This window comes from Pseudomonas entomophila (assembly GCF_018417595.1).
Lineage (GTDB): Bacteria > Pseudomonadota > Gammaproteobacteria > Pseudomonadales > Pseudomonadaceae > Aquipseudomonas > Aquipseudomonas entomophila_C.
This window is the reverse complement of sequence record NZ_CP070982.1, coordinates 3,520,625-3,536,030: the sequence shown is the minus strand read 5'-3', so window position 1 is coordinate 3,536,030 and position 15,406 is coordinate 3,520,625. Positions and strand designations below refer to the sequence as shown.

General features: G+C 64.7%; 15 protein-coding genes. 5 read left to right on the top strand and 10 right to left on the bottom strand.

Features of this window, described 5'->3' with window-relative positions; genetic code table 11:
* Positions 1-47 precede the first annotated feature (47 nt).
* From pvdO to pvdM, 3 genes are read right to left on the bottom strand one after another with little or no spacing between them, the layout of a single operon-like run.
* Complete coding sequence (gene pvdO / locus JYG34_RS15405) at positions 48-929, bottom strand: dihydropyoverdine dehydrogenase (RefSeq protein ID WP_213657264.1); 882 nt, start codon at positions 927-929, stop codon at positions 48-50.
* 12 nt (positions 930-941) lie between these two features.
* A complete protein-coding gene (locus JYG34_RS15400) occupies positions 942-2,219 on the bottom strand; it encodes an aminotransferase class V-fold PLP-dependent enzyme (protein WP_213657263.1) in 1,278 nt (425 codons plus the stop codon).
* Positions 2,220-2,235: 16 nt separating this feature from the next.
* Positions 2,236-3,585: a pyoverdine-tailoring dipeptidase-like protein PvdM gene (gene pvdM, locus JYG34_RS15395; RefSeq protein WP_213657262.1), complete on the bottom strand. Its 1,350-nt coding sequence runs from the start codon at positions 3,583-3,585 to the stop codon at positions 2,236-2,238.
* Positions 3,586-3,767: 182 nt separating this feature from the next.
* Between pvdM and JYG34_RS15390 the strand changes: the two genes are divergently transcribed.
* Positions 3,768-4,214, top strand: a complete 447-nt coding sequence (locus JYG34_RS15390; protein ID WP_213657261.1) for a hypothetical protein — start codon at positions 3,768-3,770, stop codon at positions 4,212-4,214.
* A gap of 153 nt (positions 4,215-4,367) precedes the next feature.
* Here the strand turns inward: JYG34_RS15390 and pbpG are convergent, their stop codons facing one another.
* The 3 genes from pbpG to JYG34_RS15375 form a co-directional block, all read right to left on the bottom strand.
* Complete coding sequence (gene pbpG, locus JYG34_RS15385; protein WP_011534364.1) at positions 4,368-5,294, bottom strand: D-alanyl-D-alanine endopeptidase; 927 nt, start codon at positions 5,292-5,294, stop codon at positions 4,368-4,370.
* A gap of 268 nt (positions 5,295-5,562) precedes the next feature.
* The gene (locus tag JYG34_RS15380; RefSeq protein ID WP_011534362.1) at positions 5,563-5,745 is read right to left on the bottom strand and encodes a hypothetical protein; all 183 of its coding nucleotides are present in this window, start codon (positions 5,743-5,745) and stop codon (positions 5,563-5,565) included.
* A 101-nt stretch (positions 5,746-5,846) separates the two neighbouring features.
* Complete coding sequence (locus JYG34_RS15375; RefSeq protein ID WP_213657260.1) at positions 5,847-6,194, bottom strand: hypothetical protein; 348 nt, start codon at positions 6,192-6,194, stop codon at positions 5,847-5,849.
* Positions 6,195-6,358: 164 nt separating this feature from the next.
* On the opposite strand from JYG34_RS15375, the gene JYG34_RS15370 reads away from it, so the two are divergent.
* Positions 6,359-7,180: a shikimate 5-dehydrogenase gene (locus tag JYG34_RS15370; RefSeq protein ID WP_213657259.1), complete on the top strand. Its 822-nt coding sequence runs from the start codon at positions 6,359-6,361 to the stop codon at positions 7,178-7,180.
* A gap of 199 nt (positions 7,181-7,379) precedes the next feature.
* On the opposite strand, the gene JYG34_RS15365 is transcribed toward JYG34_RS15370, so the two are convergent.
* From JYG34_RS15365 to JYG34_RS15355, 3 genes are all read right to left on the bottom strand, one after another.
* A complete protein-coding gene (locus JYG34_RS15365; RefSeq protein WP_213657258.1) occupies positions 7,380-7,622 on the bottom strand; it encodes a hypothetical protein in 243 nt (80 codons plus the stop codon).
* A 96-nt stretch (positions 7,623-7,718) separates the two neighbouring features.
* Entirely contained in the window at positions 7,719-8,246 is a 528-nt protein-coding gene (gene gloA, locus JYG34_RS15360) for a lactoylglutathione lyase (protein WP_213657257.1), read from the bottom strand.
* A 205-nt stretch (positions 8,247-8,451) separates the two neighbouring features.
* The gene (locus JYG34_RS15355; protein ID WP_213661197.1) at positions 8,452-8,811 is read right to left on the bottom strand and encodes a histone-like nucleoid-structuring protein, MvaT/MvaU family; all 360 of its coding nucleotides are present in this window, start codon (positions 8,809-8,811) and stop codon (positions 8,452-8,454) included.
* Positions 8,812-9,169: 358 nt separating this feature from the next.
* Here JYG34_RS15355 and JYG34_RS15350 point away from each other — a divergent pair, with 358 nt between their 5' ends.
* The gene (locus JYG34_RS15350) at positions 9,170-10,459 is read left to right on the top strand and encodes an OprD family porin (protein WP_213657256.1); all 1,290 of its coding nucleotides are present in this window, start codon (positions 9,170-9,172) and stop codon (positions 10,457-10,459) included.
* Positions 10,460-10,530: 71 nt separating this feature from the next.
* Complete coding sequence (gene cobF, locus JYG34_RS15345) at positions 10,531-11,280, top strand: precorrin-6A synthase (deacetylating) (RefSeq protein WP_213657255.1); 750 nt, start codon at positions 10,531-10,533, stop codon at positions 11,278-11,280.
* Positions 11,281-11,323: 43 nt separating this feature from the next.
* Here cobF and JYG34_RS15340 read toward each other — a convergent pair whose 3' ends face one another.
* Complete coding sequence (locus JYG34_RS15340; RefSeq protein WP_213657254.1) at positions 11,324-11,674, bottom strand: response regulator; 351 nt, start codon at positions 11,672-11,674, stop codon at positions 11,324-11,326.
* Between the two features lie 255 nt (positions 11,675-11,929).
* On the opposite strand from JYG34_RS15340, the gene JYG34_RS15335 reads away from it, so the two are divergent.
* Positions 11,930-15,406, top strand: coding sequence for a response regulator (locus JYG34_RS15335; protein ID WP_213657253.1), 3,477 nt, complete (start codon positions 11,930-11,932; stop codon positions 15,404-15,406).

Below are 15,406 nucleotides of genomic sequence, written 5' to 3'. Positions count from 1 at the left end.
CGATAGGACGAGGAGCGGGTGGGACAATTTAGCGTGGCGCGGGGCCTTCAGAGCTCACGCACCACTCGGAAACCGAGCCAGTCGCCCGGGCGCGCCGGGGTCATCGCATTGCGGTTGCCGGAGCGCGAGAAGATCGGCGCCTCGCCCCAGTCGTTGCCGCGGATCTGCACCACCTTGCAGCTGTCCGCCTGGCGGCTGGAACGGCCCCAGGCGCTGCCGTCGGTCGGTGCGCCGACGTAGCTGTCGTGCAGGCAGTCGGCGACCCATTCGTAGACATTGCCATGCATGTCGTACAGGCCGAAGGCGTTGGGCGGGAAGCTGCCCACGGGGGCGGTGTAGCTGTAGCCGTCCTTGGGGCCGTAGACGTTCGCGTGGCGGCTGATCTCGTACTCGGCGTCCGGGTCGAGCGGGAACGGGAACGGGCCGGTGCTGCCGGCGCGGGCGGCATATTCGCGTTCGGATTCGCTGACCATGCGGTAGGTCTTGCCGGTCTTCTTCGACAACCATTCCACGTAGTCCTGCACGTCGAAGTAGGTCATGCACACCGCGGGCTGACGCGGGCCTTGCTTGTACATGGGCTTGCTGGCGGTGCAGTGGCGGCCGGGACGCACGTCGCCATCGACGACTTTCGCGCCGCTTTGCCTGAGGTAGGTGTCCCATTCCCCGGCGGTCACCTGGAAGCGGCTCATGGCGAAGGGCTTGGCGAAGGTTACCGGGTGCAGCGGGCCTTCGTCGTCCTGGCGGCCGGGCTCGTCGTCGGGCGTGCCCATCATGAAGCTGCCGGCCGGCAGCACGACCATTTCCGGGCAGACGCCGGCGCAGTCACGGAACACCGTGCCGGGCGGCGTGTTGGTGTCGGCGGCCAGCGCCGGCAGGCCGAGGGTGGCGAGCAGGGCGGCCAGGGAGAGGCGGGGCAGGATAGCGTTCATGGGGAACCTTGTTCAGAGTTGCTGGGTGACCAGGCGCATGACCCGGTCGATCTGCTGCTCATCGTTGAGCAGGCCAGGGGCCAGGCGGATCACCGGGCCGACGTCGCGGTACACGGCGTCGCTCATCACCTTGTTCTGCACCAGGTGGGCCGCGACCGCATCCGGGTTCTTGCCGGGAATCCGGAAGAAGGTGAAGCCAGCCGAGAACTCGGGGCTGCGGGGCGTCACCACTTCGATCTGGCGGTGCTCGGCAAGGCGCTCCTTGAGCAGGCTGTTGAGCTGGTGAATGCGCGCCTGGACATCGGCCTTGCCCAGTTGCAGGTGCAGCTTGAAGGCCTCGCCCAGCGACCAGCGGTATTCGAAGGCGTGGTAGCCGCCTGGGGTCATGATGGTGGCGAAGTCCTCTTCCTGGGAGAAAGAGGCGACGCTGGGGGTGAGGTTGTCCATTGTGGTGGAGGCGGCGCAGATGATGCCGGTGCCGCGTGGGCCGAACAGCCACTTGTGGCCGCCGGCAATGAAGTAGTCGCAGTTGAAGTCGGCGAAGCGTGCGTTCTCCACGCCGAAACCGTGCACGCCATCGACCACGTAGAGAATGCGCTCGGCTTCGCTGCGTTCGCGGTTGTGCTTGCGCACCAGTTCGCCGATCTCGCCCACCGGCAGCTTGGCGCCGCTGCTCGAATGCACCCAGGTCATGCCCAGCACGCGGGTTTCAGGGCGGATGTTCTGGTCGATGGTGCTGAGGATCTGGTCGGCCGAGATTTCCCAGGGCTTGTCGAACAGGCGGATCTTGCGCACCTGGGTGCCCTGGCGAAGGGTGCGGAATTCGAGGGTCTTGTGGGCGGAGTAGTGCTCGTGGACGGTGGTCAGGATCTCCTGGTCGGGCCTGACCTGCAGGCCGCCATAGATCAGTGCCAGGCCCTCGGTGGTGCTGCCGGTCAGGGCGATCTGCCGGGGGCCGACTTCCAGGTAGCGCGCCGCCCAGTCCCGCACCTCGCCCTCGCGCTGCCATTCGTACTGGCTTTCCCAGTCCATCAGCGCGGCAGGGTTGCGGTCGAGGTCGGCGCGGTGGCGGTCGATGGCTTCCTGCACCGGGCGCGGGTGGGCGGTGACCAGGAAGTTGGCGAAGTGCGCCACCTGCGGGTCGAGCGGGAACAGCGCGCGCAGGTTGTGCCATTTGCCCGGGCCGTCCAGCGCAGTGGCGGCGGGCGTGGCCGCCAGGGCGCCAGGCAACATGGGCAGGGTGGCGGCGACCAGGCCGGCCTGCTTGAGGAAGGTGCGACGGTTGTTCATGCGGGGCGGGCCTTGTTCAGCGAGCGGTGGCGACGGGGTGACCGGCTTTCTGCACCTGGTCCCAGATGCGCAGGAAGTTGCCGGCCCAGAGCTTGGCGATGTCCGTCTCGCTGTAGCCGCGGGTGAGCAGTTCGGCGGTGACGTTGCGGATCTCGCTGACATCCTTCCAGCCCACCAGACCGCCGCCTTCGTTGAAGTCGGAACTGATGCCGACATGGTCGATGCCGACCTTCTTCACCGTGTAGTCGATGGCGTCGACGTAGGCCTTCAGCGTTGCCTTGGGTTCTTCGTCGAGGATGCCGTACAGGCCGCTGGCGTATTCGCCGAAACGCTTCTCGGGCCAGATGGTGATCGCCGGGTCGCCCGGCATCAGGGCGTAGTTCAGGTCCTGCAGCGGCCCCAGGTCAAAGCGCGCGCGCAGGGCGTCGAGCTTGTCCAGGGTCGGCTTGCCCAGGGGCTTGAGGTAGCCACTGAAGCCGACCACCTGGATCAGGCCGCCGCTGTCTTTGATCAGCTTCATCTCTTTGTCGCCGAGGTTGCGGCGGATATCCACCAATCCACGCGGCGCCGAGTGCGAGGCGATGATCGGCGCACGGCTCAGGCGTGCCACGTCTTCCAGGGCCAGGGTCGACATCTGCGAGACGTCGATGATCACCCCCAGGTCGTTGAGCCGGGCCACGGCTTTCTCGCCGGTCGGCGACAGCCCGCCGAGGGCGTCGGCGGTGTCGTTGAAGAACGGCATCGGCCGCGACGAGTCGGCCCAGTCGTTGTTGCCGATATAGCTGAAGCCGAACATGCGCATGCCGCGCTTGGCCCACAGGTCGAGCTGCGACAGGTCGTCGCCCAGCGGGTAGGCGTTGAGCAGGCTGATGAACACGGCGAACTTGCCTTCACCGTTGAGGCGGCGGAAGTCGTCGGGGGTGTAGGCGATACCCACCTGGTTGGGGAAGTCGCGCACCATGTTGGCGATGATCTGGTAGCGCGTTTCCTGCTGGTGGCGGGCCTCGTCGACAAAGCCCGGGGTGGGCTTGTGCGGGGCGTTGGGGCCGTTCCACATCTCCGGCCAGGCGAGGATGGTCAGCGCCGCGCCCGACAGGCGCCCCTTGCCGGCCTTGACCAGGTCGAACTGGTGCGGGCCGTCCTTGTCCGCTTCCTGGCCGTGGGCGCCGAAGGTCAGCGGCACGGTGATATGGCCGTCGAACGAGAGCATGTGTTCGTGCATGCCCTTGGCCTGCTCGACGATCTTCAGCGGGTAGCCGGCGTTCTGGCCTTGCCAGTAGAAATAGCCGGCGGCGCTGCCCAGGGCGACCGCCAGGGCCAGGGGCAGGCCGATGTACAGGGCTTTGCGGGAACGGGTCTTGGTCATTGCCATCTCGTTGCAGGGCTGATCGGATCGGCCTGCCGGCGGGCGTGCTCGCCAGGGCAGGGCTCGGGTATCAGGTGGACGAATGGCGGCGGGGCAAATTTATCGCCGGGCGGTCATCAAGTTTCGCGCGCGAAGGCCGATAGCGAGGGCATCGAAAGGACCCACCGAAGAGGATCAGGGACATGGTAGGTATCACCGGTATGAGCATCAACAGCGCGACGCCGCTGACCACAGGCCTGCAAGTGGCCGAGCAGGTTCGCGCCGCTGAAGCGGACAACACGGACAAGACCGAAGAAAGTGGCAAGGCCGGCAACGGCGTGCGGGCCGAGGACACGCCTGGCAAGGCCGAGGCCGCAGGACAAGGCGAGAGCAGCGAACCTGGGCACATCACGCAATTGCGCGAGATGATCAAGCAGTTGCAGAAACAAATGGCCGAAGAGCAGAAACAGCTGGCCATGCTCATGGCGCAAAAAATGGACGAGACCACCAAGCTGTCGATGGTCATGGCCAAGCAGGCCAGCATCGCCACCATCAGCGGGCAGATCCAGGCGGCCACCGCGCAATTGCTCAAGGCCCTGACCGAGTCCGGTGGCAGCAGTGCCGGCGGGATGGTCAGCACCCAGGCCTGAGAGTGCTGGAAATCTCTGTAGGAGCGGCTTGAGCCGCGATGCAGGCAACGCGGTCTCTGGCACCCGCTTCGCGGCTGATTGCGGCTGAAGCCGCTCCTACAGCGGTTGTCCAGGCAACCAAGACGCCCCGCTTCGTGCGGGGCGTCGTCGTTTTCAGTCCTGGGCCACGCGCGCCCGGCCCTGGCGCTCGCTCTTGTACTGCATGGCCACCGCCGGCGCCGGCTTGGTGCTGCCGGTCTCCAGCCACTGGCGCATGCGGCTGGCGTCGGCGAAGTGGGTGTACTTGCCGTAGGCATCGAGGATGACCATGGCCACCGGGCGGTTGTCCATCCTGGTCAGCAGCACCAGGCAGTGGCCGGCCTCGTTGGTGAAACCGGTCTTGGTCAGCTTGATGTCCCAGTTGCTCTTGTTCACCAGGTGGTCGGTATTACGGAAGCCCAGCGTGTAGTTGGGCTTGCGGAACGCCACGGTCTTCTCGCGGGTGGTCGACAGCTCGCTCAGCATCGGGTACTTGCGCGAGGCCATCAGCAGCTTGGCCAGGTCCTGGGCGGTGGAGACGTTGAGCGTGGACAGGCCGGTGGGCTCGACATAGCGGGTGTGGCTCATGCCAAGGCTGCGTGCCTTGGCGTTCATCGCCTTGATGAACGCGCCGTAGCCACCGGGGTAGTGGTTGGCCAGCGAGTTCGCCGCGCGGTTCTCCGACGACATCAGGGTGATCAGCAACGTTTCGCGGCGGTTCAGCTCACTGCCCAGCCGCACCCGCGAATACACGCCTTTCATCTCGGGGTTGTTGGCGATGGTCATGCTGAGCATCTCGTCCATGGGCAGCTTGGCGTCGAGCACGACCATCGCGGTCATCAGCTTGGTGACCGAGGCGATGGGGCGCACGCGATCGGCGTGGCTGGAATACAGCTCCTGGTTGGTGTTGAGGTCGATCAACAGGGCGCTGCCAGAGGCCAGGTGCAGCTTGCTTGGATCTCGTTGCATCTGGGCCGGGGGTTGTGCAGCAGCGGTCGACGGGAGGGTCGCGGTTCCTGTGAGCAACAGCAGCAGGCTGAGGATGGACAGGGAAGTTTTCACGTTGAGGCTCACTAAATGTTGGTATGTCATTGGCTGTGCAAGGGTTTCCCCCAGAAAACCGCTGCATTTTGGAGTATGGCCGAACGGCTGTCGAATGCCTTATATCCAAAGGGCGCAACGTGAACGAAATTTAATCCTGTACCAATTCCTGCCGAGCAGCACGCTTGAGGTCGGGTAACTGCCACCCCATGAGGGAGCAAAAAAAAAGCCCGCCGAAAAGGGCGGGCAACAAGAGGCGTAGGGAGCAACGCACAACAACAAATTCGGGTCAGGCGATGAAGCTTGAATCGTGCAGCCGGTCGGCCAGGGCCTGCGCCGAGGAGCGCGTGGTCAGCGGGCCGCTGATGGCTTCGCCGTTACGCATCAGGTACCAGCAGGCCAGCAGGCCCTGCTGACGCAGGTTGTTCGGGACGGCACTGCCGACGACGGACATGATCTGGATAGGGGCCATGGGGGCATCTCCTGTAAACATGGCCCTACCTTACGCAGCCGCCTTCGGGGTTTGAAATCAATGTCCTCGATAGTGGTCATTGCTTTTATCAACTATGCCGCTCACCAGCGCGGTGGCCCGTAGTACACCGGTGGCGGGCCGTAATAGCGGCGATAGACCGGGGGTGGCGGGGCGGGTACATAGCGTTCCACCACATAGGGCTGGTAATAGACCGGCGGTGGCGGCGGTGGCGCCTGTACATAGACTGGCGCAGGTGCGTAGACCGGTTGCTGCTGCACGTACACGGTACGGTCATGGCCGCCGGAAATCGCCGCGCCGACCACCACGCCCGCCACTCCCGCGCCGAGCACCGGGCCCGGGCCATACCAGCCGCCACCATGGGCGGATGCCTGCCCGCTGATGGCCAGCGCGCCGACCAGCAGGGCGATTCCGGGGATGAAACGGTTCATGGCCAATCCTCGCAAGACAACCCCTCGCTCGGGGCTTGATTACTATGACTCCGGCAACCGTCAAGTGCTCGCAGGGGGATGGTAAAGGTTGTGTAAGGGGCGACCGGTGGTCGTGTCTGGTAGGCTGGCGCAATCGTTTCAGTCGACACGCGGAGAAACAGGCCATGAGCACACCACCCAGCAGGGATACCGTCCTGTGCATTTCCCTGGCCGGGCGCCCGGGCACGTTCGGTGTACGCTTTCACAACCACCTCTACCAGCAGTTGGGGCTGGACTACTACTACAAGGCCATGACCACCCAGGACCTGCCCGCCGCCGTGGCGGGCATCCGTGCCCTGGGGATCCGCGGGTGTGGGGTGTCGATGCCGTACAAGGAGGCCTGCATGGCCCTGGTGGACGAGATCGACCCGTCCGCGGCGGCCATTGCGTCGGTGAACACCTTGGTCAACACCCAGGGGCACCTGAAGGCCTACAACACCGACTACCTGGCGGTGCGTCAATTGCTGGCGCGGCACCAGGTCGACCCGGCCACCGCCTTTGCCCTGCGCGGCAGTGGTGGCATGGCCAAGGCGGTGGCCAGCGCGCTGCGCGACGCGGGTTTTCGCAACGGGACCATCGTGGCGCGCAATGAGCCGGCCGGGCGGCAGTTGGCGCAGGCCTGTGGTTACCGCTGGTTGCCGGAACTGGGTGAGCAATGCCCGTCGATGCTGGTCAATGTCACCCCGATCGGTATGGCGGGCGGGGTGGAGGCCGACCAGCTGGCGTTCAGCGAAACCGCGATCGCGGCGGCCGAGCGGGTATTCGATGTGGTGGCCATGCCGGCGCGCACACCGTTGATCCGGCAGGCCGAGGCGCTGGGCAAACCCGTGATCACTGGGCTGGAAGTCATCGCCTTGCAAGCGCTGGAACAGTTCGTGCTGTACACCGGGGTGCGGCCAAGTGACGAGCAGGTCGCGGCGGCAGTGGCGTTTGCCAGGCAGGCGTGATGGCCCCCCCCCTTGTGTGGCTGCGCTGGCCCATTCGCCGGCAAGGCCGGCTCCTACAGGGTGCGCGCATGGCGTGAGGTGAGCGCGGTCGGTGTAGGAGCGGGTTTACCCGCGATCACCCGCGAAGCGGGTGCCATGCATCGCGGTGTTTGCTTCGCGGCTAAAGCCGCTCCTACAGGGGGTGGGGGGATCTTCGCTGTCAGACGGTGTCATGCCCCCCGTCCAGTTGCTGATCGACCAGCGCCCGGCCATGGGCCAGGGATACGTGCTGGGCATTGTCCAGGTCGGAGAAGAACTTCATCGGCATCGACAGGCGGCGGCTGGTGTGGCCCTGCGGGTCGGTGATCAGGCACCCGGCGGCATAGGGCAGGGGAGAGTCGGGGTGGGGCATCACGCTGGCGGTGATGATGTGCTTGCGGTATTCACAGTGGAGGGTTTGCATCGTCCTGACCTCGCTGTGGCATGGAAGAAGCGTCTCCTTCGTATACCACAGCAAGGGGGCGGGCGCTCCCCACCCGACGAGCGCGACGGCTGAAAGTCAGCCTTGCAGGTCGGTCGGCTGGATCACCTCGACCCAGTAGTCGTCCGGGTCCTTGACGAAGGCCAGGTGCTTCATGCGACCGTCGCTCAGGCGTTTCTGGAACGGTACGCCCAGCGCCTCGAAGCGCTCGCAGGCGACGCGCACGTCCGGCACCGAAATGCAGATGTGGCCGAAACCGCGCGGGTCGGTGTTGCCATTGTGGTAGGCGAACTCAGGGTCGTCTTCGGTGCCGTGGTTGTGGGTCAGTTCGAGCACGCCAGGGATCGACTTCATCCACTGGTGGCGCGCGGCGTCATCCTCGGGGATATCCTTCTTGTCGACCAGGGCCAGGAAGTACAGGCTGAAGGCCGCTTCCGGGAAGTCGCGCTTGTCCACCAGGCTGAAGCCCAGCACGCGGGTGTAGAAGTCCAGGGACTTCTGGATATCCTTGACCCGCAGCATGGTGTGGTTGAAGACGAACTGGGCGGTGGCGGTGTCCGGCTGGGCGGTGACGCCGGGCAGTTGTTGCAGGTCGTGCAGGCTCATGGGTACTCCAGGATCGGGCCTAAAACAGATGGGCCATGATACGGCAGTGCGCCGGCAGCGCAAACGAAAGCGCCCTGCACGGTGGCAGGGCGCTGGAATTAGAGGCCCGCATGTGCGGGCGCGTGATGGGGTCGCTAGTCCTTTAGCTGGTTCGATACTGCGCTGGCATAAGTGAAAAAAGTGTGAAGCGTGCGTTGACGTTTCATCAGCGCACCCAGCTTTCCACCGTCTGTGCGCCGTACTGTTCCTTCCAGGCCTTCAACCCGCGATGATTGCCGCCCTTGGTCTCGATCAGCTCGCCGGTGTGCGGGTTCTCGTAGACTTTTACCACCCGTGGGCGGCGTTGCTGCTTGACCGGTGCGGAGGGGGGCTTGCTCGCGCCTTTGGGGTCAAGGATCGCGATGATGTCGCGCAGGCTCTTGTCATAGCTCTTCATCAGGCCGACTAGTTTCTGCTCGAATTCGATTTCGCGTTTGAGGCCGGCATCCTTTTTCAGCGCTTCCAATTGTGCCATCTGTTCCTGAAGCGCTTTTTCGGCAGCACGAAACTCTGCAAGTCTGGACACTGTCATCACTCCTGTTAAGTCTGCCGTGGCATGACGTGACGAACATGAAGATTGTATTGAACGTTGGCCACGTGGGGGGGACTGCTGTTCGCTGATAGTGAGTGTAGTAGTGCCGGTCGGGGTGGTAAACAGCAAACTTTCAATCAATTAGCCGGGAACTTTGCGGGTTTCCTGCACGTTATTCGAAAATGCCCGGACGGACCTCGCCAGGCCGTTCTAGACCATGGTCCAATGGCCTGACCTAGAGGCGTTGGCGCAAAATCCAAGATGATGGTCGAAGTCTGTTCGTCTGTCCCGTAGTGCCGATGCAGGTGACTGCTCGGATTGTTTTCTGCCCCTCTTTTGGATGTTCCCTCGCATGTTTGCCCCCTTTCCCCTCGCCCTTGGGCGCCGAGTTGCCGGCCTGTTCTTCCTGTGTGCCGGCGTCAACGCCCAGGCCGCCGGTTTCATTGAAGACAGCAGTGCCAAGGTCGAAGCACGCAATGTCTATTTCAACCGGGATTTCCGTGACGGCCACAGCAGTTCCAGCCAGGGCGCGTCAAAGCGTGAGGAGTGGGCGCAGGGGTTCATCCTCAATGTCCAGTCCGGTTATACCCAGGGCCCGGTAGGGTTCGGCGTGGATGCGCTGGGGATGCTCGGTTACAAGTTGGATTCGAGCCCGGCCGACAGTAACAGCGGCTTGTTGCCGTCCTCCGGACACAACCCACGTCACTCCGTCGACCAGTACGCCAAGATGGGTATCGCCGGCAAGGTGAAGTATTCGCAGACCGTGTTCAAGTACGGTTCGATGATGCCCGATGTGCCGCTGCTCAAGTACAACGACGGCCGCCTGCTGCCGACCATGTTCCATGGTGCCTGGCTGACGTCCGAGGAAGTGCGCGACCTGAAGTTCACCCTGGCGCGCCTGAACCAGTACACCGCGCGAGATTCCACCGACCGCCAGGATATCCGCGTCCACTGCAAGAACAAGCGCTACGCCTGTGACATCGAGGCCGACCACTTCGACCTCGCCGGTGTCGACTACCGCTTCAACGAACGTGTCAGCGCCCAGTACCAGGTGTCGAAGCTGGAGAACATCTATCGCCAGCACTTCCTCGGCCTGGTCGCCAGCCAGCCGCTGGACGTCGGCACCTTGTCGGCCGACCTGCGGGTGATCAAGAGCGACGACATCGGCAATGCCCGTGCCGGGCATATCGACCACCGTGCGTTCAGCGGCATGCTGGGTTACAGCCTGGGTGGGCACAAGATCAGCGCCGGCTGGCAGCGCATGTTCGGCGACAGCGCCATGCCGTACCTCGACGGCACCAACCCGTACCTGGTCAACTACGCCCAGGTCAACGACTTCGCCGCCGCCCAGGAACGCTCCTGGCAACTGCGCTACGACTATGACTTCAAGGCCCTCGGTGTGCCTGGCCTGACCTTCTTCACCCGCTACATCAACGGCGACAATATCAAGGTCCCGGGCAGCCTGGCCGAAGGCAAGGAATGGGAACGCGACAGCGAGCTCAAGTACCAGGTGCAGAGTGGCACGTTCAAGGATGTCAGCGTGCGCCTGCGCAACTCCACCTACCGCAGCAACTACGAGAAGTGGGCGCGCGACATGGACGAGACCCGGGTGATCGTCAGCTACAACTTCTCGGTCTTCTGAAGTCGACGCCTGCTTTGCCAAATACCGGCGGCCGGCCGACAATGGTCGTCGGCATCCAGGCGAGGCAGGCGATGAAACAGCTTCTACTGATCGGCATCGGGCCGGGCGACCCACGCCAGGTCACCTTCGAAGCCGTGGAGGCGCTGCGGCGCGCCACGGTGTTCTTCGTGCTCGACAAGGGCGCCGACAAGGACGCCTTGCTGCAACTGCGCAAGGCCATCCTCGAGCGCTACCGGCCCGAAGGGGGCTACCGCCTGGTGCAGGTCGAGGATCCCCGGCGTGACGGGCAGGCCGCCGACTATGTCGGCGCCGTGCAGGATTGGCACGCCGAGCGCGCGGCGCTGTATGCTCGCCTGATCGAAGACGAGCTGGGCGCCGATGACATTGGCGCCTTCCTGCTCTGGGGCGAGCCTGGGCTTTACGACAGCACCTTGCGCATCCTCGACCTGGTCCGTCAGCGTGGCCTGGCGCTTACCCTGAAAGTCATCCCCGGCATCAGCAGCGTGCAGGCCCTGGCGGCCCGGCACCAGATCCCCTTCAACCGTATCGGCGAGCCGTTGACCGTGCTGCCAGGCCGCCGCCTGGGCGAGCTGGCGCGGGTCGACAATGTGGTGGTGATGCTCGACGGGGCGTGCGCGTTCGCCGCGCTGGAGGATCCGCAGCTGGTGATCTACTGGGGCGCCTACCTGGGCACCCCGGACGAGGTGCTGGTGGCGGGGCCGTTGCAGGCGGTCAAGGCGCGCATCCTCGAACTGCGCGAGGCGGCGCGGCGGCGCAACGGCTGGATCATGGATACCTACCTGTTGCGGCGGGAGCTGTGAGAGGTGTTTTGTCGGCACAGGCCTATTCGCCGGCGCAGATTGCTCAAGCAGCGCCCAGTATCTCCACCACCTTGTCCCGCAACTGGTCGATGCTGAACGGCTTGCCGATCAGGTGCATGCCCGCAGGCACCTCGACGCTCTCGGCGTAGCCGCTGGCGAACAGCACCGGCAACAATGGCCGGGCCTCACGTGCCTTCCTGGCCAGTTGTTCGCCGCGCATGTCCGGCAGGCCGACATCGGTCATCAGCAGCGCCAGGGGCTGGCCGGGGTCTTCGAGGATCTTCAAGGCCGCGGCGGCGCAATCCGCCTCGATGGCCTTGTAGCCCAGCTCGTCGAGCACTTCGACTATCAGCATGCGTACGATGTCGTCGTCTTCGACTACCAGAAGGTGCATGGCGCGGATCCTGTTTCGATGGAATGTCTCTACTCTGTGCCCACGGCAACGGCAGAAGTTCCCAAGCTTACCGACCTGCGTAAATAGATGGAACGATTGGCGCGCAGTGCCTTCAAATACTGGCTAAATGCCCTGCCAGATCCGCCAAAGCTGGTTAGACTCGCTGTATCAACCCGGTCGGTGTAGCGCAGGGCAAGCCATACATGACGTCGCCGCCACACTGTTCAATGGACTTTCTCGCTCGGGCACACTCAGATGATTCAAGCAGCCTCGATGGACCAACGCAGCTTTCGCAAGTTGTTGAGCCGCAATGTCGGCCTGCCCCTGGGCGTGGGGCTTCTGGGTGCCGTGGCTTTTGTCGCGGTGATCACCTACCTGCTCTCGGCCATGCAATGGGTCGAGCACACCGATCGGGTGATCGGCAATGCCAACGAGACGATCAAGCTGTCGATCGACATGGAAACCGGCATGCGCGGCTACCTGTTGTCGGGCGAGGAGCGCTTCCTCGACCCCTACGAGGTGGCCAAGCCGCGTATCTTCGGCAGCCTCGAGGGCCTGAAGGCGATGGTGGCGGACAACCCCCAGCAGGTCGACCGCATCGAGCGCATCGTCGCCCTGCAGCGTGAGTGGAACGCTTTCGGTGGCGAGATGATCAGCCTGCGCCGCAGCCAGGGCGACTACCAGGGGTTGATCGGGCGCGGCCGGGGCAAGCGCCTGACCGATGAGATCCGCAAGGAATTCGAGGCCTTCATCGGCACCGAGCAGCAGTTGCGCATGGCCCGCAACGAGAAGGTCAGCAGCGTCACGATGACCGCCATCTCGGCGTTCGTGCTGTTCATCGTCGCGCTCAGCGCCTTGCTCGCCTACCTGGGGCGGCGCGACCTGCTGGCGTTGTCCTCCAGTTATGTCGACAACCTGCAGGGCCAGCAGCGCGCGGCCGAGCGCCTGGAGCACCAGGCCTGGCTGCGTGCCGGCCAGACCCAACTGGCCGAGCAGGTGCTTGGCCAGCTCACCCTGCCGATGCTCGGTGACAATATCCTGCGCTTCTTCGCCAGCTACCTCGGCAGCGTGGTCGGCGCCGTGTATGTGCGTGACGAGCACGGCAAGCTGGTGCGGGTGGCCAGTTATGGCCTGGACGCCGAGCAGCAGGCCCGCGAACAGGTGCTGGGCGAGCACGCCGGCTTGCTGGCCCAGGCCCTGCGCCAGGGGCACCCGTTGCGCCTGGATGACTTGCCCGAGGATTACTACCGGCTCAGCTCCGGCCTGGGCAGCGGCCTGCCGCGCAGTGGCGTGCTGATGCCGGCCAGGGACGACGGGCAGATCAATGGTGTGCTGGAGCTGGGCTTCCTGCGCCCGTTGCAGGAGCGCGACCTGGAATTGCTGGAGCGCATCGGCGGCAACCTTGGCATCTCCATCGAAAGTGCCCGCTACCGCCAGCGCTTGCAGGAAGTGCTGGCCGAGACTCAACAGCTCAATGAAGAGCTGCAGGTCCAGCAGGAAGAACTCAAGACCGCCAACGAGGAGCTGGAAGAGCAGTCCCGCGTGCTCAAGGAGTCCCAGGCGCACCTGGAGACGCAACAGGCGGAACTGGAGCAGACCAACGAGCAACTGGCCGAGCGCACCGAGGCCCTGGACCGCAAGAACGGCGAGCTGAACCAGGCCCAGGTCGAGCTGCAGGCCCGCGCCGACGACCTGCAACGTTCGAGCAAGTACAAGTCCGAATTCCTCGCCAACATGTCCCACGAACTGCGCACGCCACTCAACAGCTCGCTGATCCTGGCCAAGCTGCTGTCCGAGAACGCCGAGGGCAACCTCAGCGAGGACCAGGTCAAGTTCGCCGAGTCGATCTATTCGGCCGGCAACGACCTGCTCAACTTGATCAACGATATCCTCGACATCGCCAAGGTCGAGGCCGGCAAGCTCGAGGTGCGCCCCGAGAACACCTCGCTGGAGCGCCTGGCCGAAGGCCTGCAGGCCATGTTCCAGCCCCTGGCCCAGGACAAAGGCCTGGACTTCGAGGTGCGCCTCGAGGCGCCACTGCCACCGGCGGTGCACACCGACCGCCAGCGCCTGGAGCAGGTACTGAAGAACCTGCTGTCCAACGCCATCAAGTTCACCGAGCGCGGCAAGGTGAGCCTGGGTATCAGCCACCAGGCGGGGTTGGGTATCGTCTTCGCCGTGCGCGACACCGGTATCGGAATTGCCGCCGACCAGCAGCAGGCGATCTTCGGTGCCTTCCACCAGGTCGATGGCACCAGCAACCGCAAGTACGGCGGCACCGGCCTTGGCTTGTCGATCTCCCGCGACCTGGCGCACTTGCTCGGTGGCCAGATCAGCGTCGACAGCAGCCCGGGGCAGGGCAGCGTGTTCAGCCTGATCCTGCCGGTGCATTTCGAACCGAGCGTGGAGCACAGCAACGAGGTCCACAGCCTGCGCTCGACGGTCGATGCGTTGCCGCCAGCGCCCCAGGCTCCGGCTCCGGCTCCGGCCAGGAGCGAGCGCCCGGCCCCGGCCTTCGCCGACGACCGCGCGCGCGCGCCGTTCGGCAATCGCTGCATCCTGGTGATCGAGGACGAGCCGAACTTCGCCCGCATCCTCTACGACCTGGCCCACGAGCTGGGCTACAGCTGCCTGGTGGCCCAGGCCGCCGACGAGGGCTTCGAACTGGCCGCCCAGTACATGCCCGACGCGATCCTGCTGGACATGCGCCTGCCCGACCATTCCGGGCTCACGGTGCTGCAGCGTCTCAAGGAGCAGGCCAGCACCCGGCATATCCCGGTGCACATCATTTCGGTGGAAGACCGTGTCGAGGCGGCCATGCACATGGGCGCGGTGGGCTACGCGGTCAAACCCACCAGCCGCGAGGAGCTCAAGGCGGTATTCGCCCGCCTGGAGGCGAAGCTGACGCAGAAGCTCAAGCACATCCTGCTGGTGGAGGACGATGACCTGCAGCGCGACAGCATCGCCCGCCTGATCGGCGACGACGATGTCGAGATCACCGCCGTGGCCATGGCCCAGGACGCCCTGGCGCTGCTGCGCGAGAACATCTACGACTGCATGATCATCGACCTCAAGCTGCCCGACATGCTGGGCAACGAGCTGCTCAAGCGCATGAGCGCCGAGGATATCCGCAGCTTCCCGCCGGTGATCGTCTACACCGGGCGCAACCTCACCCGCGAGGAGGAGGCCGACCTGCTCAAGTACTCGCGCTCGATCATCATCAAGGGCGCGCGCTCGCCGGAGCGCCTGCTCGACGAGGTCACGCTGTTCCTGCACAAGGTCGAGTCGCAGCTGTCCAACGAACGCCAGCGCATGCTCAAGACCGCGCGCAGCCGCGACAAGGTGTTCGAAGGGCGCAAGATCCTGCTGGTGGACGACGACGTGCGCAACATCTTCGCCCTCACCAGCGCCCTGGAGCACAAGGGCGCCATTGTCGAGATCGGTCGCAACGGCCGCGAGGCGCTGGAGTGCCTGGAGGCCAACGACGACATCGACCTGGTGCTGATGGACGTGATGATGCCGGAGATGGACGGCTACGAAGCCACCCGGCTGATCCGCCAGCAGCCGCGCTGGCGCAAGCTGCCGATCATCGCCGTGACCGCCAAGGCGATGAAGGACGACCAGCAGCGTTGCCTGCAGGCCGGCGCCAATGATTACCTGGCCAAACCGATCGACCTGGACCGCCTGTTCTCGCTGATCCGGGTCTGGCTGCCGCAATTGGAGCGAATCTGA

Coding starts and splice junctions, on each gene's coding strand:
- pvdO (WP_213657264.1), bottom strand. CDS start 929: ATGAACGCTATCCTGCCCCGCCTCTCCCTGGCCGCCCTGCTCGCCACC.
- JYG34_RS15400 (WP_213657263.1), bottom strand. CDS start 2,219: ATGAACAACCGTCGCACCTTCCTCAAGCAGGCCGGCCTGGTCGCCGCC.
- pvdM (WP_213657262.1), bottom strand. CDS start 3,585: ATGACCAAGACCCGTTCCCGCAAAGCCCTGTACATCGGCCTGCCCCTG.
- JYG34_RS15390 (WP_213657261.1), top strand. CDS start 3,768: ATGGTAGGTATCACCGGTATGAGCATCAACAGCGCGACGCCGCTGACC.
- JYG34_RS15380 (WP_011534362.1), bottom strand. CDS start 5,745: ATGGCCCCTATCCAGATCATGTCCGTCGTCGGCAGTGCCGTCCCGAAC.
- JYG34_RS15375 (WP_213657260.1), bottom strand. CDS start 6,194: ATGAACCGTTTCATCCCCGGAATCGCCCTGCTGGTCGGCGCGCTGGCC.
- JYG34_RS15370 (WP_213657259.1), top strand. CDS start 6,359: ATGAGCACACCACCCAGCAGGGATACCGTCCTGTGCATTTCCCTGGCC.
- JYG34_RS15365 (WP_213657258.1), bottom strand. CDS start 7,622: ATGCAAACCCTCCACTGTGAATACCGCAAGCACATCATCACCGCCAGC.
- gloA (WP_213657257.1), bottom strand. CDS start 8,246: ATGAGCCTGCACGACCTGCAACAACTGCCCGGCGTCACCGCCCAGCCG.
- JYG34_RS15350 (WP_213657256.1), top strand. CDS start 9,170: ATGTTTGCCCCCTTTCCCCTCGCCCTTGGGCGCCGAGTTGCCGGCCTG.
- cobF (WP_213657255.1), top strand. CDS start 10,531: ATGAAACAGCTTCTACTGATCGGCATCGGGCCGGGCGACCCACGCCAG.
- JYG34_RS15340 (WP_213657254.1), bottom strand. CDS start 11,674: ATGCACCTTCTGGTAGTCGAAGACGACGACATCGTACGCATGCTGATA.
- JYG34_RS15335 (WP_213657253.1), top strand. CDS start 11,930: ATGATTCAAGCAGCCTCGATGGACCAACGCAGCTTTCGCAAGTTGTTG.